The sequence below is a fragment of the Pseudomonas sp. Z4-20 genome, assembly GCF_051131955.1.
In the GTDB taxonomy this organism is placed as follows: Bacteria; Pseudomonadota; Gammaproteobacteria; order Pseudomonadales; family Pseudomonadaceae; genus Aquipseudomonas; species Aquipseudomonas marvdashtae.
In genome coordinates, this window is the sequence record NZ_CP071641.1 from 4,139,611 (window position 1) to 4,160,703 (window position 21,093).

Annotated in this window: 19 protein-coding genes; 11 read left to right on the top strand and 8 right to left on the bottom strand. The window is 60.4% G+C overall.

The window, feature by feature from the left end; genetic code table 11:
* Nucleotides 1-8 precede the first annotated feature (8 nt).
* The 3 genes from J3P82_RS18870 to J3P82_RS18880 all read left to right on the top strand — a co-directional run bounded on the left by J3P82_RS18870 (nucleotide 9) and on the right by J3P82_RS18880 (nucleotide 2,068).
* Nucleotides 9-308 carry a hypothetical protein gene (locus J3P82_RS18870; RefSeq protein WP_434558171.1) on the top strand — a complete coding sequence of 100 codons (300 nt, stop codon included), beginning with the start codon at nucleotides 9-11 and terminating at the stop codon, nucleotides 306-308.
* An 81-nt stretch (nucleotides 309-389) separates the two neighbouring features.
* On the top strand, nucleotides 390-1,679 hold the full coding sequence (locus J3P82_RS18875) for a M18 family aminopeptidase (RefSeq protein ID WP_434558172.1): 1,290 nt from the start codon (nucleotides 390-392) through the stop codon (nucleotides 1,677-1,679).
* 206 nt (nucleotides 1,680-1,885) lie between these two features.
* Entirely contained in the window at nucleotides 1,886-2,068 is a 183-nt protein-coding gene (locus J3P82_RS18880) for a hypothetical protein (RefSeq protein WP_186610346.1), read from the top strand.
* On the opposite strand, the gene J3P82_RS18885 is transcribed toward J3P82_RS18880, so the two are convergent.
* A complete protein-coding gene (locus tag J3P82_RS18885) occupies nucleotides 2,052-2,801 on the bottom strand; it encodes a UTRA domain-containing protein (RefSeq protein WP_434558173.1) in 750 nt (249 codons plus the stop codon). The genes J3P82_RS18880 and J3P82_RS18885 overlap by 17 nt on opposite strands.
* A gap of 349 nt (nucleotides 2,802-3,150) precedes the next feature.
* Here J3P82_RS18885 and J3P82_RS18890 point away from each other — a divergent pair, with 349 nt between their 5' ends.
* From J3P82_RS18890 to J3P82_RS18915, 6 genes are all read left to right on the top strand, one after another.
* Nucleotides 3,151-4,218 (top strand): ABC transporter substrate-binding protein, encoded by a 1,068-nt coding sequence (locus J3P82_RS18890; protein ID WP_186637366.1) that lies wholly within the window; start codon nucleotides 3,151-3,153, stop codon nucleotides 4,216-4,218.
* Nucleotides 4,219-4,342: 124 nt separating this feature from the next.
* Nucleotides 4,343-5,149 (top strand): alkaline phosphatase family protein, encoded by an 807-nt coding sequence (locus J3P82_RS18895; protein ID WP_434558174.1) that lies wholly within the window; start codon nucleotides 4,343-4,345, stop codon nucleotides 5,147-5,149.
* Between the two features lie 5 nt (nucleotides 5,150-5,154).
* The gene (locus J3P82_RS18900) at nucleotides 5,155-5,991 is read left to right on the top strand and encodes an ABC transporter permease (RefSeq protein WP_434563895.1); all 837 of its coding nucleotides are present in this window, start codon (nucleotides 5,155-5,157) and stop codon (nucleotides 5,989-5,991) included.
* Nucleotides 5,978-6,778: an ABC transporter permease gene (locus J3P82_RS18905; protein WP_186642974.1), complete on the top strand. Its 801-nt coding sequence runs from the start codon at nucleotides 5,978-5,980 to the stop codon at nucleotides 6,776-6,778. The genes J3P82_RS18900 and J3P82_RS18905 overlap by 14 nt, the downstream gene beginning before the upstream one ends.
* On the top strand, nucleotides 6,775-7,764 hold the full coding sequence (locus tag J3P82_RS18910) for an ABC transporter ATP-binding protein (protein ID WP_434558175.1): 990 nt from the start codon (nucleotides 6,775-6,777) through the stop codon (nucleotides 7,762-7,764). Before J3P82_RS18905 ends, J3P82_RS18910 begins: the two co-directional genes overlap by 4 nt.
* Before the next feature lie 46 nt (nucleotides 7,765-7,810).
* Nucleotides 7,811-8,464, top strand: coding sequence for an HAD family hydrolase (locus J3P82_RS18915; RefSeq protein ID WP_434558176.1), 654 nt, complete (start codon nucleotides 7,811-7,813; stop codon nucleotides 8,462-8,464).
* Nucleotides 8,465-8,659: 195 nt separating this feature from the next.
* Here the strand turns inward: J3P82_RS18915 and J3P82_RS18920 are convergent, their stop codons facing one another.
* Nucleotides 8,660-9,622 carry a zinc-binding dehydrogenase gene (locus J3P82_RS18920; protein WP_434558177.1) on the bottom strand — a complete coding sequence of 321 codons (963 nt, stop codon included), beginning with the start codon at nucleotides 9,620-9,622 and terminating at the stop codon, nucleotides 8,660-8,662.
* A gap of 139 nt (nucleotides 9,623-9,761) precedes the next feature.
* Here J3P82_RS18920 and J3P82_RS18925 point away from each other — a divergent pair, with 139 nt between their 5' ends.
* A complete protein-coding gene (locus J3P82_RS18925; protein ID WP_434563897.1) occupies nucleotides 9,762-11,840 on the top strand; it encodes a carboxy terminal-processing peptidase in 2,079 nt (692 codons plus the stop codon).
* A gap of 130 nt (nucleotides 11,841-11,970) precedes the next feature.
* Entirely contained in the window at nucleotides 11,971-13,758 is a 1,788-nt protein-coding gene (locus J3P82_RS18930) for a bifunctional diguanylate cyclase/phosphodiesterase (protein WP_434558178.1), read from the top strand.
* A 100-nt stretch (nucleotides 13,759-13,858) separates the two neighbouring features.
* On the opposite strand, the gene J3P82_RS18935 is transcribed toward J3P82_RS18930, so the two are convergent.
* From J3P82_RS18935 to J3P82_RS18960, 6 genes are all read right to left on the bottom strand, one after another.
* Entirely contained in the window at nucleotides 13,859-14,275 is a 417-nt protein-coding gene (locus J3P82_RS18935) for a hypothetical protein (protein WP_434558179.1), read from the bottom strand.
* On the bottom strand, nucleotides 14,275-19,077 hold the full coding sequence (locus J3P82_RS18940; protein ID WP_434558180.1) for an RHS repeat-associated core domain-containing protein: 4,803 nt from the start codon (nucleotides 19,075-19,077) through the stop codon (nucleotides 14,275-14,277). The genes J3P82_RS18935 and J3P82_RS18940 overlap by 1 nt, the downstream gene beginning before the upstream one ends.
* A 209-nt stretch (nucleotides 19,078-19,286) precedes the next feature.
* The gene (locus tag J3P82_RS18945; RefSeq protein ID WP_434558181.1) at nucleotides 19,287-19,688 is read right to left on the bottom strand and encodes a sel1 repeat family protein; all 402 of its coding nucleotides are present in this window, start codon (nucleotides 19,686-19,688) and stop codon (nucleotides 19,287-19,289) included.
* Nucleotides 19,689-20,060, bottom strand: a complete 372-nt coding sequence (locus J3P82_RS18950; RefSeq protein ID WP_003179080.1) for a hypothetical protein — start codon at nucleotides 20,058-20,060, stop codon at nucleotides 19,689-19,691.
* Nucleotides 20,057-20,398, bottom strand: a complete 342-nt coding sequence (locus J3P82_RS18955; RefSeq protein WP_434558182.1) for a helix-turn-helix domain-containing protein — start codon at nucleotides 20,396-20,398, stop codon at nucleotides 20,057-20,059. The genes J3P82_RS18950 and J3P82_RS18955 overlap by 4 nt, the downstream gene beginning before the upstream one ends.
* A gap of 113 nt (nucleotides 20,399-20,511) precedes the next feature.
* Nucleotides 20,512-20,967: a YkvA family protein gene (locus tag J3P82_RS18960; protein ID WP_434558183.1), complete on the bottom strand. Its 456-nt coding sequence runs from the start codon at nucleotides 20,965-20,967 to the stop codon at nucleotides 20,512-20,514.
* Nucleotides 20,968-21,093 lie beyond the last annotated feature (126 nt).

The window sequence follows — 21,093 nt, forward strand, 5'->3', positions numbered from 1 at the left end:
GCAATCTCATGCAACCTGCTGATGGGCAATGCCCGCTCATGGCGATCGATTTCGAAAACTGTTTCTCCCGGCCAACGCTGTATCCCAGCGAAACACTCGGCTTTCAGCTCGGCTTTTTCTATCACCGGCAGATTTATCGATTCATCACCGAAGCCCGATACGACAGCCTGGTTGAGGACTACCTCAAACAGAACCCGACGGTTTCGATGACGGATTTCGACAAGGTTTACCAAGTCAGCAAGCACACCCACCTAGGTCGCAAGGAGCGCCGCGAGGTGTTTTTGCAGGGCCGGTTGATCCTCGGCTGACCCGCCCGGGGCGAGGCATTGGCCCTGCAATGTCGCGACCCGATGGGGTAAACTCCCGCCCATTGCTGTCTGGAGTTATTTATGCGCGCAGAGTTGAACCGGGGCCTCATCGACTTCCTCAAGGCCTCCCCCACCCCGTTCCATGCCACCGCCAGCCTTGTCCAGCGCCTGGAGACGGCGGGTTACCAGCGTCTTGACGAACGCGAAACCTGGGCCACCGAGGCCAACGGTCGTTATTACGTCACGCGCAACGATTCCTCGATCATCGCCTTCAAGCTCGGTCGCAACTCACCGCTGCACGACGGCATCCGCCTGGTCGGCGCCCATACCGACAGCCCTTGCCTGCGGGTCAAGCCGCAGCCTGAACTGCAACGCCATGGGTTCTGGCAACTGGGCGTCGAAGTCTACGGTGGCGCGCTGCTGGCGCCGTGGTTCGACCGCGACCTGTCGCTGGCCGGGCGCGTGACCTTGCGCCGCGACGGCAAGGTCGAGAGCCAGTTGATCGACTTCAAGGTCCCCATCGCCACGATCCCGAACCTGGCGATCCATCTCAATCGTGAAGCCAACCAAGGCTGGGCGATCAACCCACAGAATGAACTGCCGCCGATCCTCGCCCAATTCGCCGGCGACGAGCGCGTTGATTTCCGCGCCGTGCTCACCGACCAACTGGCGCGCGAACATGGCCTGAACGCCGACGTGGTGCTCGATTACGAGCTGAGTTTCTACGACACCCAAAGCGCCGCGGTCATCGGCCTGCATGGCGATTTCATCGCCGGCGCGCGCCTGGATAATCTGCTGTCGTGCTATGCCGGGCTGCAAGCCCTGCTGACCGCCGACACCGAAGAAACCTGCGTGCTGGTGTGCAACGATCACGAGGAGGTGGGTTCCACTTCGGCCTGCGGCGCCGACGGCCCGATGCTCGAACAGACCCTGCGCCGACTGCTGCCCGAAGGTGAGGAATTCGTACGCACCATTCAGAAATCCCTGTTGGTTTCTGCCGACAATGCCCACGGCGTACACCCCAACTATGCCGACAAGCACGACGCCAATCACGGGCCCAAGCTCAATGCCGGGCCGGTGATCAAGGTCAACAGCAACCAGCGCTACGCCACCAACAGCGAAACCGCCGGATTCTTCCGCCATCTGTGCATGGCCGAAGAAGTACCGGTGCAGAGCTTCGTGGTGCGCAGCGACATGGGCTGCGGCTCGACCATCGGCCCGATCACCGCCAGCCAACTGGGCGTACGCACCGTGGACATAGGCCTGCCGACGTTCGCCATGCATTCGATTCGCGAACTGTGTGGCAGCCATGACTTGGCGCACCTGGTGAAAGTCCTGAGCGCGTTCTACGCCTGTCGCGAGTTGCCGTAAGCCTTCGTGGCGAAGGAGCTTGTTCCCGCTGGGTGGCGCAGCCGCCCCAAATTTGCAACTGAATGCAGATATGCCAGTGCTGCGCACTGGAGCGGGAGCAAGCTCCCTCGCCACAAGAGCGTCCGCTTCGAAATGTGCGGATGCTAATGATCTGCCCGCCAAACCCCAACTAGACTGACCTTATCGCTCCCGACAAGGCTGTCGCCATGATTTCCATGTCCTCGTTCAACGCCATGCTGGTGCCCATCATCGCCGGCATGATCCTGCTCGCCATCGGCTTCAACTTCCGCGATAAAAACGTCGGGGTGTTTGCCATGTGGATTGGCATGCTGCTTATCCTTTTGACCGTGCTGTTCAGGATCATGGCCAAGCTCAACGAATCGTCCTGAGCTCGTCACAAACTGGCTGTTCCGGGACGTCGACGCCGACATGAATCGCATCGTGCCGCCAGAACTCCAGGTCGCAATCGATCAGGCGCTGATGCTGGTCATAATTGACCCGGGCAATCCGCAGCCCAGGGCTACCGACCGAGACTTTCAGCGCCGCCGCCGCTTCGGGCTGTAACGACGTCGGCACGATCTCGAATCTCACCCGGCCGTAGTGCAGGTCGTAATGGCTCGCGTACAACTCAGTCATCGACTGGTTGAGGTCGAACTCGAGAATGTCCGGAAAATACAGCGGGTTCAGGTAATGCTCGACGTACAGCACCAGGCGTTCGTCGATACGACGGGTGCGGCAGATCTGGATGACGCTGGACAGCGCCGGTAATTGGAGCCAGGCGCATACCGCCGCCGAGGCAGGTTGCAGGCGCGCCGAGATCACTTCGGTGGACGGCACTCGTCCCTGGGCAGCGACCATGGCGTGAAAATGACTGCGCTGCATCAAGTTGTAGGCCAGCCGTGGCGGCGAGACAAACCAGCCTCGGCGCTCCTCCCGGTAGATCTGTCCCTGGGCTTCGAGCTGCAACAGCGCCTCGCGAACGGTGATCCGGGTGGTGCCGAACAATTCGCTGAGCTTGCGCTCGGCCGGCAACTTGCAACCGGGCGCCAGCAAGCCGTGGTCGATCTGCTCTTGCAGGACCTGCCCAATGGTTGTCACCGCCTTGGTTGCCTCAACGCGCATCAACGTTACCTATCTGGACTAGACCAGCACTGTTTCGGGGCAGGATCTTCACCGCGTCGATCCGCAATTCACGCCTGCAAGCCTAGGCCTTGACCATGACTGACAGATGACACAACCGCTGAACGGTCTACACATCGGCTTGCAATTAAGCGGCCAAGCCCTTGCAGATCAGTTATTTACTCATGGTCTACGCTTATGACGCAGCGACCCTCCATGAGCCTGACGACTGCTGGCGAACTTCCCATCGACATCAAAATGTCATGGGGCGCGCCTACATTGGCTCAGGTATTGCTGACCTAGACCAACACAACCGCAATCGCAGCGTTGAAAACGCCCATAGGAGCTTCGGATGAAACGGCTTTTCCTGGCATCACTGTTAGGCTCGACCATTGCCATGTGCACCGCCGCCATGGCCGCTGATACCGATCTGAAAACATTGGAAGCCGCTGCGAAAGCGGAAGGCGCCGTCAACAGCGTCGGCATGCCCGACGACTGGGCGAACTGGAAAGGCACCTGGGACGACCTGGCCAAGCTCTACGGTTTGAAACACATCGACACCGACATGAGCTCGGCCCAGGAAATCGCCAAGTTCGCCGCCGAAAAAGACAACGCCAGCGCAGATATCGGTGACGTTGGCGCGGCCTTCGGCCCGATCGCAGTCAAGCAAGGCGTGGTGCAACCCTACAAACCAAGCACCTGGGAACAGATCCCGGACTGGGCCAAGGACAAGGACGGCAACTGGGCACTCGCCTACACCGGCACCATCGCCTTCATCGTCAATAAGAAACTGCTGCACGGCTCCGATGTACCGACCAAATGGGCCGATCTGAAAACCGGTAAATACAAGGTCTCGATTGGCGACGTGAGCACCGCCGCCCAGGCCGCCAACGGCGTTCTGGCAGCCGCCCTGGCCAACGGTGGCAACGAGAAAAACGTTCAACCGGCCTTGTTGATGTTTGCTGAAATCGCCAAGCAGGGACGGCTGTCCATGGCCAACCCGACCATCGCCACGATGGAGAAAGGTGAAGTGGAAGTCGGTGTGGTCTGGGATTTCAACGGCCTGAGCTACAAAGCCAAGATGGCCAACCCGGATGACTACGTCGTGCTGATTCCGTCCGACGGCTCGGTCATCTCCGGCTACACCACCATCATCAACAAATACGCCAAGCACCCGAACGCCGCCAAGCTGACCCGCGAATACATCTTCAGCGACGCCGGGCAGATCAACCTGGCCAAAGGCAACGCCCGCCCCATCCGCGCCGAGCACTTGAAACTGCCGGAAGAGGTCCAGGCCAAGCTGCTGCCGAACGAGCAGTACAAAGGCGTGACCCCGATCAAGGATGCGGATGCGTGGGAGAAGACTTCCAAGGCACTGCCGCAGGCGTGGAATGAACAAGTCATCGTCGAGATGAAGTGAGGCGCTAGTCGCTCCGCTCGGAAAAGCAACAGAGAACCTGACGCGGGAGAAAGCCTGCTTGTTCCCGCGTCAGGTGCCTGGGTAAATCCGAGTTTTCTGGTATCTGTCCGGAGTCCCGGTCCCCATGAAGCACAACGTCATCCTGGTGCTGCTCGACGGCCTCAACTATGAAGTCGCCCGGCACGCCATGGGACATTTGCAGGCGTATGTTGGCGCAGGACGCGCGGCGCTCTACAAGTTGGAATGTGAACTGCCCGCCCTGTCCCGCCCACTCTACGAATGCATCCTCACCGGCGTCGTGCCCATCGACAGCGGGATCGTGCACAACGATGTCTCGCGCCTGTCCAACCAGCGGAGCATTTTTCATTACGCCACCGACGCCAACTTGAGCACGGCAGCCGCTGCGTATCATTGGGTCAGTGAGCTGTACAACGTGTCACCCTTCGTGGCCGGTCGGGACCGTCATACCGAAAACCCCGACCTGCCGATTCAATACGGGCATTTCTACTGGAATGACCACTACCCCGATTCCCATCTGTTCGCCGACGCCGAACACTTGCGCCAGCGCTACCTGCCGAACTTCTTGCTGGTGCACCCGATGAACATCGACGATGCCGGCCACAAGCACGGCCTCGACACCCCGCAATACCGCAACAGCGCCCGCTCGGCCGACATCAACCTGGCGGCCTACCTGCAAGCCTGGCTCGACGCCGGTTACCAGGTGTTGGTGACGTCGGACCATGGCATGAACAACGATCGCTCCCACAACGGCCTGCTGGCTGAGGAACGGGAGGTGCCGCTGTTTGTCCTCGGTGATGGCTTTAGTCTCAAGGCCGATGCGGCCCCTCGGCAGACCGAACTGTGCGGCACCATTTGCCGATTGCTCGGTGTCGCCCACGACAAACCTTATTGCCAGGAGTTGCTCAAGTGAACGCCATGACGCGCGGCAAATGGCTGGCAGCGTTGTGCCTGGTGCCCTTCGCGATTTTCTTCATCGTGTTCCAGATCGCCCCGCTGCTTTGGGTGCTGGTCAACAGCCTGGAATCGGAAGAGTTCGGCTGGGGCCTGGCCAACTTCAGCAAGATCTTCAGCTCAAAGTTTTACCGGCAGGCGATCCAGCACAGCCTGGAGATCAGCTTCTGGTCCAGCGTCTTCGGCATCATCATCGCCGTTCTCGGCAGCTACTCCCTGCGCCGTGTCGATTCGCGATTACGCAACTTCGTCAATGCGTTCGCCAACATGACCAGCAACTTCGCCGGCGTGCCCCTGGCCTTCGCCTTCATCATTTTGCTGGGGTTCAACGGCAGCATCACGATCATGCTCAAGCAGGCGGGGATCATTGAGGATTTCAACCTGTATTCGAAGACCGGGCTGATCATCCTCTACACCTACTTCCAGATTCCTCTCGGCGTGCTGCTGCTCTACCCAGCCTTTGATGCGTTGCGCGAAGACTGGCGCGAATCGGCCGCCCTGCTCGGCGCCAACGGCTGGCAATTCTGGCGATACATCGGTTTGCCGGTCCTGACCCCGGCGCTGCTGGGTACTTTCGTGATCCTGCTGGCCAATGCCCTCGGTGCCTACGCGACGGTCTATGCGCTGACCACTGGCAATTTCAACGTCCTGCCGATTCGCATCGCAGCCATGGTTTCCGGCGATATTTCCCTCGACCCGAACATGGCCAGCGCCTTGGCCGTAGTGCTGGTGGCGTTGATGACCCTGGTAACCATCGTCCATCAATTGCTGCTCAAGAGGAGCTATCATGTCTCGCGCTGAATCGAGCTCCGTCGGGCTCTATCATCGGGTGGTGGTGTACCTGCTGTTCGCCATCCTGCTGCTGCCCTTGGTCGGCACGCTGGTCTATTCCATTGCCAGCAGTTGGTCGGCCACCGTGTTGCCCAGCGGCTTTACCTTTAAATGGTACGTGCAGCTGTGGAGCGATCCGCGCTTTCTCAATGCGTTCGGCCAATCGCTGATCGTCTGCGTCGGGGCACTGGTGCTCTCGGTGGTGCTGATCCTGCCGCTGCTGTTCGTGGTGCATTACCACTTTCCCAAGCTCGACGCGCTAATGAACATCCTCATCCTGCTGCCCTTCGCGGTGCCGCCCGTGGTGTCTTCGGTGGGGTTGTTGCAGCTCTATGGCTCCGGGCCGCTGGCGATGGTCGGCACACCGTGGATCCTGATCGGCTGCTACTTCACCGTTGCCCTGCCGTTCATGTACCGGGCGATCACCAACAACCTGCAAGCCATCAACCTGCGCGACCTGATGGACGCCGCCCAACTGCTTGGCGCCAGCACTTTCCAGGCGGCGTTGCTGGTGGTGCTGCCGAACCTGCGCAAGGGCTTGATGGTCGCACTGTTGCTGTCCTTCTCGTTCCTGTTCGGCGAGTTCGTGTTCGCCAACATCCTCGTCGGTACCCGCTATGAAACCCTGCAGGTGTACCTGAACAACATGCGCAACAGCAGCGGTCACTTCACCAGTGCGCTGGTGATTTCCTACTTCTTCTTCGTACTGGTCCTGACCTGGGCGGCCAACATCTTGAACAAGGACAAAAGCCAATGAGCTACGTCAGCGTCCAACACCTGCAAAAAAGCTACGCGGGCACACCGGTGTTCAGCGACATCAATTGCGAAATCCACAAGGGCGAATTCGTCACCCTCCTCGGCCCTTCGGGCTGTGGCAAATCCACGCTGCTGCGCTGCATCGCCGGCCTGACCGCAGTGGACGCGGGCCAGATCCTGCTGGACGGCCAGGACATCGTGCCGTTGAGCCCGCAAAAACGCGGGATCGGCATGGTCTTCCAGAGCTACGCCTTGTTCCCCAACATGACCGTGGAGCAGAACGTCGCTTTCGGCCTGCGCATGCAAAAAGTCGCGGCCGACGACAGCCGCCAGCGCGTGCTGGAGATCCTGCGCCTGGTGGAGCTGCATGACTTTGCCGCCCGCTATCCCCATCAACTGTCCGGTGGTCAATGCCAGCGCGTGGCTTTGGCCCGTTCGTTGGTGACCCGGCCCCGCCTGCTGTTGCTGGACGAACCGCTGTCGGCCCTGGATGCGCGGATTCGCAAGCATCTGCGCGAACAGATCCGCCAGATCCAGCGCGAGTTGGGCCTGACGACGATTTTCGTCACGCACGACCAGGAAGAAGCCCTGACCATGTCTGACCGGATATTCCTGATGAACCAGGGAAAGATCGTCCAGAGCGGCGATGCCGAAACCCTTTACACTGCGCCCGTCGATGCCTTTGCCGCCGGCTTCATCGGCAACTACAACCTGCTCGACGCCGACACCGCCACCCGCCTGCTGCAACGCCCGGTGAACAGCCGCATCGCGATTCGCCCGGAAGCCATCGAGCTGAGCCGCAACGGCCAGGCCGATGCACTGATCCGCAGCCACAGCCTGCTGGGCAACGTCATCCGTTACCGGGTCGAGGCCCGTGGCGTGGAGTTGGTGGTGGATGTGCTCAACCGCTCGGCCGCCGACCTGCACCCGGATGGCGCACGATTGGCACTTTCCATCGATCCGTCGGCGCTGTGTGAGGTAGCCTGACGGCTCCATTGATTTTGAAGATGATTCTGAAAAGGGAAACGCGCTGATGGCCCTGGCAATATTTGATCTGGACGAAACCCTCATCCACGGCGACTGCGCCACGCTCTGGAGCGAACAGATGGGGCGCCTGGGCTGGGTCGACCCTGAGTCGTTCATGCGGCGCAACAACGAGCTGATGGATGCCTACAGCCACGGCAAGCTGCGCATGGAAGAGTACATGGACTTCAGCCTGGAACCGATGATCGGTCGTACGCCGGAAGAAATCGAGCACCTGGTGGCGCCCTGGGTGGAAGATTTCATCGAACCGATCATTTTCAGCGACGCTACCAAGGCCATCGCCGAACACCGCAAGGCCGGTGACCGGATCCTGGTGATCTCGGCCTCGGGCACGCATCTGGTCAAGCCGATTGCCGAACGCCTGGGCATCGACGAGATCCTGGCGATCGAGCTGGAGCTGGCCCATGGCGTCTACAGCGGCAAGACCGTGGGCACCCTGACCTACCGCGAAGGCAAGATCGAGCGACTGCTGGATTGGCTGGATGCCGAGGAAGAGAACCTCGAAGGCGCGAGTTTCTATTCCGATTCGCGCAACGATTTGCCGTTGTTGCTCAAGGTCGATTACCCGCACGTCGTGAACCCGGACCCAGTGCTGAAGGCCCATGCCGAATCGGCTGGGTGGCCGATTCATACCTGGAAATAGACAGGCGGGAAGAACACCCTGGCTCTTGTGGCGAGGGAGCTTGCTCCCGCTCGGCTGCGAAGCAGTCGTAAAACCGGCTGACGCGGTCCCCCTGGACAGTTGCGTCGTCCCAATTGGGGCGGCTGCGCCACCCAGCGGGAGCAAGCTCCCTCGCCACGGGGCGATCCATACCTGCTCCCACAGGTCTACGCAAAATCAGCTCAGGCTTCCGTCGATCACCAGAACCAGCTTCCCCGACACCTTGTTCGTCGCCAGCTCCGCGAACGCCGCTTCGGCATCCTTGATCGCAAACGTCTTGGCCAATTGCGGGCTCAGGCGTTTGTCGGCGAACAATGGCCATACGTTCTGGCCCAGGTCGCTGATCAGGTCGGCCTTGAACGGGTCGTTGCGGCTGCGCAGGGTCGAGCCGAGCAATTGGATGCGCTTGCCCAGCACCTGGGCCAGGTCGAATTCGGTCGTGCGCCCGCCCATGAGCCCGATCAGCACCCAGCGCCCGTCAACTGACAAAAGTTTCACGTTGAGCGAGGCGTAGTTGGCGCCGACTGGATCGAGGATCACGTCGAACGGCCCGAAGTCGTTCAGGCTGTTGATGTCGTCGGTGCGCACCACGCCGCCCTGGGCGCCCAGCGCTTCGCAATAGGCCAGCCGATCCGCCGAACCGACGCTGACCCAGCACGGGTTGCCGAAAGCTTTGCACAGCTGGATTGCGGCCGAACCGACACCACTGGCCCCGGCGTGCAACAGCACTTTCTCGCCCGGTGTGAGGCCGGCGAGCTGGAACAGATTCAACCAAGCGGTGCTGTAAACCTCCGGCAGTGCGGCGGCTTCGGCCATCGACAAGCCTTCGGGCACCGGCAGGACATGGCGGCCATCGACCACCACTTCCTCGACCATTGCACCGCCGGCCAGTAATGCGCAAACCCGGTCGCCGACCTGCCAGGAAGAGCCTGGCCCGACCTCGCTGATTACCCCGGAACACTCCAGCCCCAACACCTCGCTCGCGCCGGGTGGCGGGGGATAATGCCCGGCCTTTTGCAACAAATCCGCCCGATTCAGGCCGGCGGCCGCCACGCGGATGCGAACTTGCCCCGCATCACAGGCCGGACTCGGCTCATCTGCCCATACCACTTGGCCTTCAACGCCTTGCAATGCTTTCACGGTGCCTCCATAGTGAGTCTCGACTGGGCCCGCTGCTGTAACGCCGGGCTTTCTTGCATTATGCGCCCGGGCCACATGGAACCGGCGACTTCAAAGACGGCCTAATATGCGTGATCAATTGTCCCTGCGTCGAATCAGCATGAAGCACTTTTTTCCCAGCACCGCACTTGCCCTCCTCATTGGCCTTGGCGCTTCAACGCTTTCGAACCCTGTGTTCGCGGCCAACAGCTGGGACAAGCTTCAGCCCGATCGCGACGAGGTGATTGCCAGCCTCAACGTGGTTGAGTTGCTCAAGCGGCATCACTACAGCAAGCCGCCACTTGATGACGCACGTTCCGTCATCATCTACGACAGCTATTTGAAGCTGCTTGATCCGTCGCGCAGTTATTTCCTGGCCAGCGACATCGCCGAATTCGACAAGTGGAAAACCCAGTTCGACGACTTCCTCAAGAGCGGCGACCTGAACGCCGGGTTCACCATCTACAAGCGCTACCTGGACCGCGTGAAGGCGCGTCTGGACTACGCCCTTGCCGAGCTGAACAAAGGCGTCGACAAGATCGATTTCAATGCCAAGGAAACCTTGCTGGTCGATCGCAAGGACGCCCCTTGGCTCAAGAGCACAGCCGAACTCGACGACCTGTGGCGCAAGCGCGTCAAGGACGAGGTGCTGCGCATGAAGATCGCCGGCAAGGATCCCAAGCAGATCCAGGAAACCCTGACCAAGCGCTACAAGAACCAATTGGCGCGCCTGGACCAGACCCGTGCCGAAGATGTCTTCCAGGCCTACATCAACACCTTCGCCATGTCCTACGACCCGCACACCAATTATCTGTCGCCGGATAACGCGGAAAACTTCGACATCAACATGAGCTTGTCGCTGGAAGGCATCGGCGCGGTGCTGCAGAGCGACAACGACCAGGTCAAGATCGTGCGCCTGGTGCCGGCGGGACCCGCCGACAAGACCAAGCAAGTCAGCCCGGCGGACAAGATCATTGGCGTCGCCCAGGGCAACAAGGAAATGGTCGATGTCGTCGGCTGGCGCCTGGACGAAGTGGTCAAGCTGATCCGCGGCCCGAAAGGCTCGGTGGTGCGCCTGGAAGTCATTCCGGCCAGTAATGCGCCGAACGACCAGACCAGCAAAGTCGTGTCCATCACCCGCGAAGCGGTGAAGCTGGAAGAACAGGCAGCGAAGAAGTCGGTCCTCAAACTGAAACAGGATGGCAAGGACTATAAGCTCGGCATCATCGAGATTCCCGCGTTCTACCTGGACTTCAAGGCTTTCCGCGCCGGAGACCCGGACTACAAGAGCACCACGCGCGACGTGAAGAAACTGCTGACCGAATTGCAGAAGGAAAAGGTCGACGGCGTGGTCATCGACTTGCGCAACAACGGCGGCGGCTCGCTGCAGGAAGCCACCGAGCTGACCAGCCTGTTCATCGACAAGGGCCCGACCGTGCTCGTGCGTAACGCCGATGGCCGCGTCGATGTCCTCGAAGATGAAAATCCTGGCGCGTTCTACAAGGGCCCGATGGCGTTGCTGGTCAATCGCCTGTCGGCCTCGGCCTCGGAAATTTTCGCCGGCGCCATGCAAGACTATCACCGGGCGCTGATCATCGGCGGCCAGACCTTCGGCAAAGGCACCGTGCAGACTATCCAGCCGCTGAACCATGGGGAACTGAAACTGACCCTGGCGAAGTTCTACCGGGTTTCCGGCCAAAGTACCCAGCACCAGGGCGTACTGCCTGACATCGATTACCCGTCGATCATCGACACCAAGGAAATCGGTGAAAGTGCCCTGCCCGAAGCCATGCCGTGGGACACCATCCGCCCTGCGATCAAGCCGGCCGTGGACCCGTTCAAACCGTTCCTGGCCCAGCTCAAATCCGAGCATGACGCCCGCTCGGCCCAGGACGCGGAGTTTGTATTCATTCGCGACAAGCTGGCCTTGGCACAAAAGCTGATGACCGAGAAAACCGTCACCCTCAACGAAACCGACCGCCGCGCACAGCACGCCGATATCGAAGCCAAGCAATTGGCGATGGAGAACCTGCGCCGCAAGGCCAAGGGCGAAGAGCCGCTCAAAGAGCTGAAGAAAGAAGACGAAGACTTGATCACCGAACCGGAGAAGACCAAGCCGGAAGACGATGCCTACCTGAGCGAAACCGGGCGGATCCTGCTGGACTACCTGAAACTTAATACGACGGTCGCCACGCATTGAGATGATGGCCATTTAATGGTGATGCTCGTCGGAGTGTCATCAAACTGACATCAGTCTGTCGTGAAATACAGGACCGGGCGCACCCCAGCAGGGGTTGCGCCCAGTCCTTTTTTTATCGCCAGAGATCGCCATGACCACGACAGAACAGCTGGGTGCCTTGAACTCAATCCTGAGTCAAAGCGGATTGCACAGCCTGTTCCAACCAATCATTTGCCTCTCCGAACGACGTATCCTGGGCTACGAAGCCTTGACTCGTGGCCCGTCCAACAGCCCATTGCATTCCCCCATCGCTTTATTGTCCGTGGCCCGCCAGGCCGGAAGGCTGAGCGAGCTGGAGCTGGCCTGCCGACGCAGCGCCTGCCAACGTTTCAACGAGCAGAAGCTGCCCGGCAAACTGTTCCTCAACGTTTCGCCCGAGTCGCTGCTGGAATCGGCGCACCAGACCGGCCGCACGTTGCAACTGCTACAAGACTTTGGCATCCCGCCCAGCCAGGTCGTCATCGAATTGACCGAACAAACCCCCATCGATGATTTCCAGCTCTTGCAGACCGCCCTTCACCACTACCGCGCCATGGGCTTTTCCATCGCACTGGATGATCTGGGCGCTGGGTATTCAAGCCTGCGTCTCTGGTCTGAACTGCGGCCGGATTATGTGAAGATCGACCGGCATTTCATCGACGGCATCCACCAGGACGCGCTCAAGCGCGAGTTCGTCGGTTCCATCCTTAAAATCGCCCAGGCGTCACGGGCCCAGGTAATTGCCGAGGGCATAGAACTGCCAGAAGAATTGGCGGTGTTGATTGAAATGGGGGTCGATCTGGTCCAAGGGTATCTGCTCGCCCGCCCCCAGGAACATCCTTCCCAGGACGCCAGGGCCCTGATGCCCCGACAGGACAGCGGCGTGGTGCCATTGACCGAGGAAGTCAATGACCTCGGCGCCCTGCTCAACGAACAACCGGCCGTGGCGCACCGCACGCCAACGGCCACCGTGCTGGAAGCGTTCCGGCGCCAGGCCAACCTCAATTCCCTGGCGGTGCTGGACGATCAGGGCCAACCGTGCGGCATCGTGCATCGCCACTCGCTCTCGGACGCCCTGCTCAAGCCCTTCGCCACCGACCTGTTCGCCCGCAAACCGATCAGTCGGCTGATGAGCGACGATTTCCTCGCGGTGGAATTGAGCCAGTCGCTGCAACAAGTCAGCCGCCTCATCACCAGCCGCGCCCGGCAGCGCATTGAAGAAGACTTCATCATCACCCTCAACGGCAGCTACATGGGATTGGGCCGGGTCATCGACGTGCTCAAGCTGATCACTGAACTGAAAATCCAACAGGCCCGCTACGCCAACCCGCTGACCTTGCTGCCGGGCAACGTACCAATCCAACAATGCCTCACGCGCCTGTTGCAGCAACGCCAGGAGTCGGTGATCTGCTACGTCGACATCGACAGCTTCAAACCCTTCAACGATATCTATGGCTACGGCCGCGGCGACGAAGTCCTGCTGTGCCTGGCCCAGTGCCTGAACGAACGCATCGACCCCAGCCGCGACTTCGTCGGCCACATCGGCGGCGACGACTTCCTATTGGTCCTCGGCCCGGACGACTGGCGCAAACGCCTGAACCTGCTGCTGACCGACTTCCAAACCCACTGCCGCCGCTTCTACCGCCCTGAACACCTGGAAGCTGGATGTTTTACCGCGTTGAATCGCCAAGGCGTGCGACAGGAGTTTGCGTTGCTATCGCTGTCGATTGGGGTGGTGCATTTGCGTTCGGAGGCCTGTGCTGGATTGGATGCCAGTCAGTTGGCGGAGATGGCTTCCCAGGCGAAGCATCATGCAAAGGAGATCGTAGGGGGGAGTTTGTATTTGATTGATGGGGGGGTTGGGCGGGTGCCGGCCTTGGAGTTGGGTTTGTCGGTGTGAGGGTGGGTGCGTTCACACCGACGGAATGGCAGCCACAAATCCTGTGGCGCGGGAACAAGCTTTCTTGCCACAAAAAGCTAGATGTATATTGTGATGAAAATCACCAGCTAGCTGGGTCTTCAAGGGAAGCTTTATGGATATCTTCCTTCCATTTTTCTTTAGCCAGCACCCAGACATCCCTAAAAAAATTCTTAGGATTCTTCAAGTTATACCACTCTCCGCGAGGCCAGCTACCCGCACAATCTTCGTCTATATCGAATACACTTTGAAAATCAAAATTCGGATCTTTAAGTTTATCCTCCAAAAACGAAACGAGCACATATTTGTGCCGGTAAGATAAGCATTCCAGATCTAGACCATACCTATTAATGAGTTCCCACCTGTCAGATTCGTCGTCTGGATTGTAAACTTCCAACGTCGCCCCGCGAGTCTCTTCCCGATCATAAACATCAAATTGTCCGACAAACCACATGAGATCGGGAACAAACTTCTCTTTTAAAAAAGGGTGCTTCAGCATTATTTTTTCTCCGTGGGAAAACCAGTGTAGGGTGCGCCATGTTTGTCAAACTTGACTTCAAACCAGTCCAAGTTCTCTCTGAGCGTAGGGTTTTGCTTATTTTTTTTATTTGGTTTATAGCCACGGCCCGCCCCCGGCAATTCTTGCCTAACAATTCTGTCCTTTTTATGGTCCACACCTGTAAATGGGTCCAACCCTAACCGTTCTCTTGTCATAGCTTTATTTAGCGCATTTAAATGAACGCGCCAATTGCTGAACTGTGAACTTAAGCTTCCATTAGCGCCTTTGGGTACTTCTCCTGTATGCGGATTCGCACCGTTAATAGCCCGCTGTTTTAGAGCGACGTCTGATATTTCTGAACTATGCTTTTCAACGGTGTGCATCTGGTATCCTTTTTCAATAGCAACAACCCGTCCCTTGGCATTCGCCTCCGCCAACTCATCAATCCGCGCCCGCCGCTGCTCCGCCGTCATCGGCAGCGCTGGCTCGCCCTCATCCACCCCAACCTTAGCCGCCGGATCCTGCTCTCCAACCGCAGGCTTTTTACACCCATCCCCCGGGCAAGTTTCCAACCCCAGCGGATCCACCCACCCCGTCGGGTTCAGGGTGTACCGATACCCATTGAGCCCACCCTTGAGCTTGCTCGGATCGGGTGTGAGATACCGCCCCGTCTCCGGATTGTAGTACCGGTGCCGGTTGTAGTGCAGGCCGCTTTCCCGGTCGTGGTATTGCCCTTGGAAACGTAGGGGTTGATGTAGTCGGGGGCCGTCGCCGTGGCGCAGTTCGGTGAGTTTGCCGTAGCCGCTGTAGCGCGCTGCCCAAACCACTTCGCCTTGGTGGCTGGTCAGTTCCTGCGGCGTGCCGAGATGGTCGAGGTGGTAGTAGAACGGCGTGGCTTTTTCTGGGCCTTCGCCTTCGAGCAGGGCGAGGGGACGGAAGGTGCCGGGTTCGTAGATGTAGCTTTGGTAGTGCTGGTCGCTGCTTTCGGCGATGACCTGGTCGCCTTGCCAGATAAATTCGCTGGTCTGGTCGTCCACGGTCTTGCTGATGCGTCGGCCGAAGGCGTCGTAGCGGTAGGACGTTTCGTTGCCGTCCGGGCTGGTGACGCCGATGAGGCGGTGTTGGCTGTCGTAGCGGTATTCGGTGACCAGGCATTGGGCCGTGCCGCGGCGTTCGCGGACGAGGTTGCCGTAGGCGTCGTAGTCGTAGTGGCGGTCGCCCTCCATCAATAGGCGGTTGCCCTTGAGGGTGGTCGGGCCGGGTCGGTCCTGCATCAGCAGGTTGCCGGCCGGGTCGTGGGCGAAGCGTTCCGGGGCTTGGCTGTGGGCGTAGTCGATACGCAGCAGGCGATCTTGCTTGTCGTATTGGTAGCTGCGGCGGTTTCGTGTGTCGGACAGCGCGGCGAGGTTGCCACTGGCGTCGTAGGAATAGTCGCGCCAAAACAATTGCTGTTGCTGGGTCTGCCACACGGTCTGGGCCTTGAGGCGACCCTGCTCGTCGTAGCGGTAGTCGCTGAGCAGCAAGCCCTGCTGGCGTTGGGTTTCGCGTCCGCCTTTGAAACGGTGCTCGGTCAGGCAGGTGCCGTTGAGGTCGATGGCGATCAGCGCGCCGCCCGGGAGGTGGCGATAGTCGAGGGTGCTTCGGTCGGGCAGGCGGCAATGGATCAAGCGACCGGTGTTGTCGTATCGATAACGCAGGGTGGCCCAGCCCTGGTGTTCGGCGACGAGGCGGTCTTGCGCGTCGTATTCGTAGGCCAGCGGCCAATGACCGTCGTCGACACTGACCAGACGCCCAAGGCCGTCGTAGCGGTACTCGACCGTTTCGCCGTCGGGCAAGGTCTTGCGCAGCAGGCGTCCTGCAGAATCCCTTTGGTAAGCGGTGACCCGTTGATTACCGTCGGAACCAAACTCGGTCTTTTCCAGCAGGTGACCGTTGAGGTCGTAGGCGTAGCCGGTGCGCTGGCCGTCGAAGCCGGTTTCCTGTCGGATCAGTCCGTTGGGCGTGTAGTCCAGCTGATATTTTTCGCCGGATTCGTTCTCGATTTCCGTCAGCAACAGCCGCGCCGAGTCATAGCGGTATTTCAGCTCGCTGCCGTCGGGGTTGAGGCGGCGGCTGTTCAGGTGCAGGTCGTCGGCGTATTCGTAGCGGGTGATGCGCCCCAGTTCGTCGCGTTCGGCGCTGACCTTGCCGTAGGCGTTGTAGCTCCAGGCGCGGGTTGCGCCGGTGGGCAAGGTGGTTTGCAGCAAACGGCCCACGGCGTCCCATTGGTAATGGGTGATGGCGCCATGTTCGTCCTGGCGGGTCAGCAAACGCCCGAGGGCGTCGTAGGAAAAGATCCGCTGGCTGTCGTCGGGCAGGATCTCTTCGGTCAACTGGCCCAGGCGATTACGGACAAAAGTGTGCTGGCTGCCGTCCGGGTAGCGGATCGAGCTCAGTTGGCCCTGGGTGTCGTAGGAGTACCAGGTGCTGTGGCGATCCGGGTCGATGGCCTCGATCACATCGCCCTGTTCATTGCGCCGGTAGGTCCACACGGCGTTACCGCGATGCCGTGCGTGCAGGAAACCGTTGCGGTACTCGTAGGACGTGGGCTCGCCTTCGGGCGGAATCAGCGCCACCAGCCGTCCGACTTCGTCGTAGCGGTATTCGGTCACCGCGCCGAGCGGGTCTTGTTCGGCGACCAGCCGGCCCTGTTCGTCATAGGCCTTGAGGTGTTCGCCACCATCAGGATCGACCTGGCGCACCAGCCGCGCGCGGTCGTCATGGACGTACACTTCCCGGCTGCCATCGAGGTTCTGGACCGTGACGCTGCCGTCCTCGCCCCAGGTGTAGCGGCTGTCCATCTGCGCAAAAGATGCCCAGTGCCGCACGCAGCGGGCCGCCGGGCCGAGGCCTTGCCATTCCCAATAAAAACTCGCCCCGCCGGCCAGTTGCCGTTGGAGGATGACGTGCTGGTCGTCGTAGTCGTAGCGTTCACTTTCGCCGGCGGCGTTGGTCGCTTCGATGAGTCGCCAACGCGCGTCGTAGCGGTAGCTCACCAGCGTCTGTTCGGTGCGCCAGGCTTCGTCCGGCAGCAGTTCCAGGTGAAAACTCTGGTAGTCGATGGCGACCAGGTGGCGGTGTTCGTAGCGCAGGCGCAGGCAGCGCCGGGCACCGTTGTCCAGGCGGCTGATGTCGCCGTAGATGTTGCGCTGGATCGTCAGGCGGTTGTCGTACCGATCGCTCAGGGCAATCAGATGACCGTCGCGAAAGTGTAGGAAAGGCGCACCGTCGCCGGGTTGGGCGATGATCAGTTCGTCCGGTTCGCTGCTCAGGTAGATCGCCGCGCGGGCCAGGCTGTTGTGGATCGCCGGGCGTTGCAGGTTCGGCCGAGGGAAAGTGGTGCGGCGGTTTTCCTGATCGATCCAGATGACCTGCTCGCCTTCAATCAAAAGGCGATGGGCCAGGGCATGGCTCCAGCCACGGCCGAGGCCAATGTCCAGGTCGGCGGCGCTGGTGCGATAAAGGCGGGTGAAGACGAAGGGCAAACGCCCGTCGAGGGTGCCGTCGTCCAGGGTCAGCAGTTCTTCGCCGGTGACCATCGACACCGGACAGCCGTGGGTGCGGGTCTGGTCGGCGCTGTCGGCGGGGTCGCCTTTGGGGTTTTTCGATTGGGCGGGGGCGTCGTCGTGGGGTTGGTCTTGTTTCAGCGTGGTATTGCGCTTAGCGTCCCAGCGCAGTTGCATCCGGCCCTTTTTCACAGCGGCGGTGATGCCTCGCGCCGCCACGGTTTTGTAGCGGTCCACGTAGGCCATGAAACCGTTCACCACTGCGAAGATGGCACGAATGAAACGCTTCGCGGCCTCCAGCAGGCGAGCGCTGTGCCGAACCAGGCGCATCGACAGATAAGCAATGCCGGCTCCCGCCGCGGCGAAGGTCAGGACCACGCCGATCAGCAGGTCGATCACCAACTGCACGAGCATTGTGGATAACGCTTGAGCCGTGCTGCCGGCGAGCTCACTGGGCGGCAGCATGTCCAGCCAGAGACTGGCGGTGCGCACCAGCAGGCACAGCGCCGCTTCGTCACTGGCCAGCAGCTGCAGCTTCGCCATGACCTGCGGTGCCGACTGTGCAAGCTTGGCTAGATCGGCCGCGCCGCTGCCCAACTCCGCGCCGAACCGAGCGGGGTCCTTGAGGATGTCCGAGATCAGGCCGATGCTGTCCCACACCTCTTCGATCGCTGCCCAACCGCCGGCGAGCAGGCCATTGCCCACCGCAGCCGCCGACGTAGCCAGGGATTGCTGCGCCCACTGCGGCTTGAAACCCTGCCACTCGCCGCGCAGCCAGTCCGTCAGATCGGAGGTCAGGCCGTCGTAGGAAGAAAACAGTTCTTCGATTTGCTTGGGAGATACCTCGCCTTGGACGTGTACCTGATAGTAGCGACCCGCTTCGCCTTTGAAGGTCCCCACGCCTTGGGCATCCAGCGTGACCGGCGTGATCTTTCCAGTGCCGACCTCCACCACATCTACAACGATGCCGCCCAGCGGAATGTCGTACACCGACTCGAGCTTGCTCTCGATCGTCAAGACGCCGCCCTTGGGGCACCGGGCGACGGTGGAGAGAAAATCCGTGTCCTGAATGCTGACCGCCGTGGTGCTGTCACCGAAGCGGATCACCCGCTCCATGCCCATCAATGAAGGCAGGTCGGCTAGCTGGCTAGCGCCGTCCACAGCGCGGCTGTACCAACTCTCGAGCTGCTCGCGGTAAAGGGGAAGGGTCTCTTTGAAACTGTCGAGTGCGTCCTCGATGCGGCGCACCTGATCCATCAAGGCACCGCTCGATCAGAGGCCAACAGGAAAAATCGATCAGGCATGGGCAGGCGTCTCGCGAGGGAATCGGGAAGCGCGAGACTGTGCCGGGGAAGGCCGGAGAATTAAGTCAGATAAGGAGACGGACAGCGTAGGACTATTCTGAGATTTGCCCTAAAGGACATGCCCCATTAGCGAAGAAAAGAAATACCGCCTGTGGATAACAGCTAAGGGGACTGGTCTTCGAGCGCCTTGAGCTTGATCTCGGCCAGCGGATGCCCGGCCTTTGCAGCCAGGGTCCACCAGCGCGCCGCTTCGGCCGGATCCGGCGCTTTAGTGGCAGTGCCGGCGAGGCTGATGACGCCGACCTGATAGGCGGCCTTGCCATCCCCGGCCAGTGCGGCCAATCGCAGCAGGCGAATGCCCTCCTCCCGCGCGCCCAGCCCCTGGCCGCGAAACGTCAGGATATGCCCGTAGAAACTCTGGGCGCCGACATCACCCAGGTTCGCCATGCGTGCAAACTGACCTTCGAGCCAGGCCCAGCCACGCGGCTGTCGGACGAACCATGACCAATGAAACAACCGCCGCGCCAGCCAATAGCCGGCCCGCGCCTTGATGCGCCAGAGCACTCAGGCTTCCGCCGATTCGGGGTACTCGTATTCGAACACCCGAACCACTTCCGAAGCATGCCAGGACGCAGCGGCGACGCCGTCGGAAGGACCGGAAAAACGGCCGAGGCGTTCGACACATTCGAAGAAACCGGTGCGCGGCAATCGGCTGGCACCCTGGCTGATAACCAGCGAACTGCGCAGCGGCTGTTCAGCCCGGGCGTCCAGCGCGGCCAGGTGCTCGAGCGCGGCGGTCAAGGTCTGCATCGCCGGGCTTGGAAGCTGCAAGCGTTCCAGCAAGGCGCGGTATGTCAGCAAATGGCGCTGGCGACGTGCCTGGTCCAACTCCCCCAACAACCCATCCCAATGTTGTCGACTGATGCGTACACTCACGATTCATCCCTCCAACCCGGCACCGTCAGTTCCCAGGCCAGGCTGCGCTTGATCGCGGCATCGGGTTGACGCTCGCCGCTTTCGATCATGGCCAGATAAGACGGGCTGATGCCTACCGTGCGGGCCAGCGCCTCGATGGCAATGCCCTTCCCTTCGCGCAAGCTGCGCAACTGATCCAGACCAGGAAGGACCTGATCGGGTGCCGCCGTATCCTGGGCTTTTGCCTGCCGCGGCGGAGCTTGATTGAGACCTGCTGCCTTCAATAACGACTGGTACTGATCCCACGGCAAAACCGCGTACTCGGGCTCTCCGTCGCGTGTGATTATTTGAATATCCATGTTTACCCCGTAGGACAACAACACTTAGCGAGTCAGCTTTTTTCCTTGGAAGTGTAATCCTAAATAGCAGCCGAGGTCGCGGGGCGATGATGTTCTGGGATAAACAGGCGGGATCAGGTCTTTTTCGGACCTTGGAGCTGGAGTTGTTCCGGGGTGTCGGGAAGTCTTTCGACCAGCGCGAGCTTCTCGGGTGACTGCTGGTCACGCCAGGCGCGGAAGGCACTGAGTTCGTCGTCGAGTGTTTTCATGATCCAGGCTAGCACGGCGATGTCGTCGAACATGCCAAACATCGGCAGCAAGTCTGGAATCGCGTCCAGGGGGCTGAGGAAATACATGAGCCCCGCCACGACCGACAATAACGACTTGGCACTGACCGCCCGGTACTCGCCACGCCAGTAGGCCAGGCACAACGCCTGCAACAAGCGCAGGTCTTCCTTGAGCTTGCCCAGCCGGCCGCCCTCGCGCGCGCCTTTGCTGGCAACGGCGAACAGCAACGTCGGCAGTCTACCGCGGGCCAGCAGCCGTCCCGCCAGAGGTAGAAACCGAGTGAAATTCCACGGGGCCTTCATTTTTTCTCCCACTGAAATGTTATCCACACAAATTGTGGATAACCTTGTGAACAGAGCTGCATTTCACCGCTGAAGCCCCCGTTTAATAAGGGCCCGGCTTAGATCGGGCGTTTTTTACTCACATAA

Excerpts from the sequence above, each read along its gene's own strand:
- J3P82_RS18940 (WP_434558180.1), bottom strand. The coding sequence starts at position 19,077 with ATGGATCAGGTGCGCCGCATCGAGGACGCACTCGACAGTTTCAAAGAG.
- J3P82_RS18880 (WP_186610346.1), top strand. The coding sequence starts at position 1,886 with ATGATTTCCATGTCCTCGTTCAACGCCATGCTGGTGCCCATCATCGCC.
- J3P82_RS18900 (WP_434563895.1), top strand. The coding sequence starts at position 5,155 with ATGACGCGCGGCAAATGGCTGGCAGCGTTGTGCCTGGTGCCCTTCGCG.
- J3P82_RS18875 (WP_434558172.1), top strand. The coding sequence starts at position 390 with ATGCGCGCAGAGTTGAACCGGGGCCTCATCGACTTCCTCAAGGCCTCC.
- J3P82_RS18905 (WP_186642974.1), top strand. The coding sequence starts at position 5,978 with ATGTCTCGCGCTGAATCGAGCTCCGTCGGGCTCTATCATCGGGTGGTG.
- J3P82_RS18955 (WP_434558182.1), bottom strand. The coding sequence starts at position 20,398 with ATGGATATTCAAATAATCACACGCGACGGAGAGCCCGAGTACGCGGTT.
- J3P82_RS18925 (WP_434563897.1), top strand. The coding sequence starts at position 9,762 with ATGAAGCACTTTTTTCCCAGCACCGCACTTGCCCTCCTCATTGGCCTT.
- J3P82_RS18870 (WP_434558171.1), top strand. The coding sequence starts at position 9 with ATGCAACCTGCTGATGGGCAATGCCCGCTCATGGCGATCGATTTCGAA.
- J3P82_RS18910 (WP_434558175.1), top strand. The coding sequence starts at position 6,775 with ATGAGCTACGTCAGCGTCCAACACCTGCAAAAAAGCTACGCGGGCACA.
- J3P82_RS18885 (WP_434558173.1), bottom strand. The coding sequence starts at position 2,801 with ATGCGCGTTGAGGCAACCAAGGCGGTGACAACCATTGGGCAGGTCCTG.
- J3P82_RS18930 (WP_434558178.1), top strand. The coding sequence starts at position 11,971 with ATGACCACGACAGAACAGCTGGGTGCCTTGAACTCAATCCTGAGTCAA.
- J3P82_RS18960 (WP_434558183.1), bottom strand. The coding sequence starts at position 20,967 with ATGAAGGCCCCGTGGAATTTCACTCGGTTTCTACCTCTGGCGGGACGG.
- J3P82_RS18895 (WP_434558174.1), top strand. The coding sequence starts at position 4,343 with ATGAAGCACAACGTCATCCTGGTGCTGCTCGACGGCCTCAACTATGAA.
- J3P82_RS18890 (WP_186637366.1), top strand. The coding sequence starts at position 3,151 with ATGAAACGGCTTTTCCTGGCATCACTGTTAGGCTCGACCATTGCCATG.
- J3P82_RS18935 (WP_434558179.1), bottom strand. The coding sequence starts at position 14,275 with ATGCTGAAGCACCCTTTTTTAAAAGAGAAGTTTGTTCCCGATCTCATG.
- J3P82_RS18915 (WP_434558176.1), top strand. The coding sequence starts at position 7,811 with ATGGCCCTGGCAATATTTGATCTGGACGAAACCCTCATCCACGGCGAC.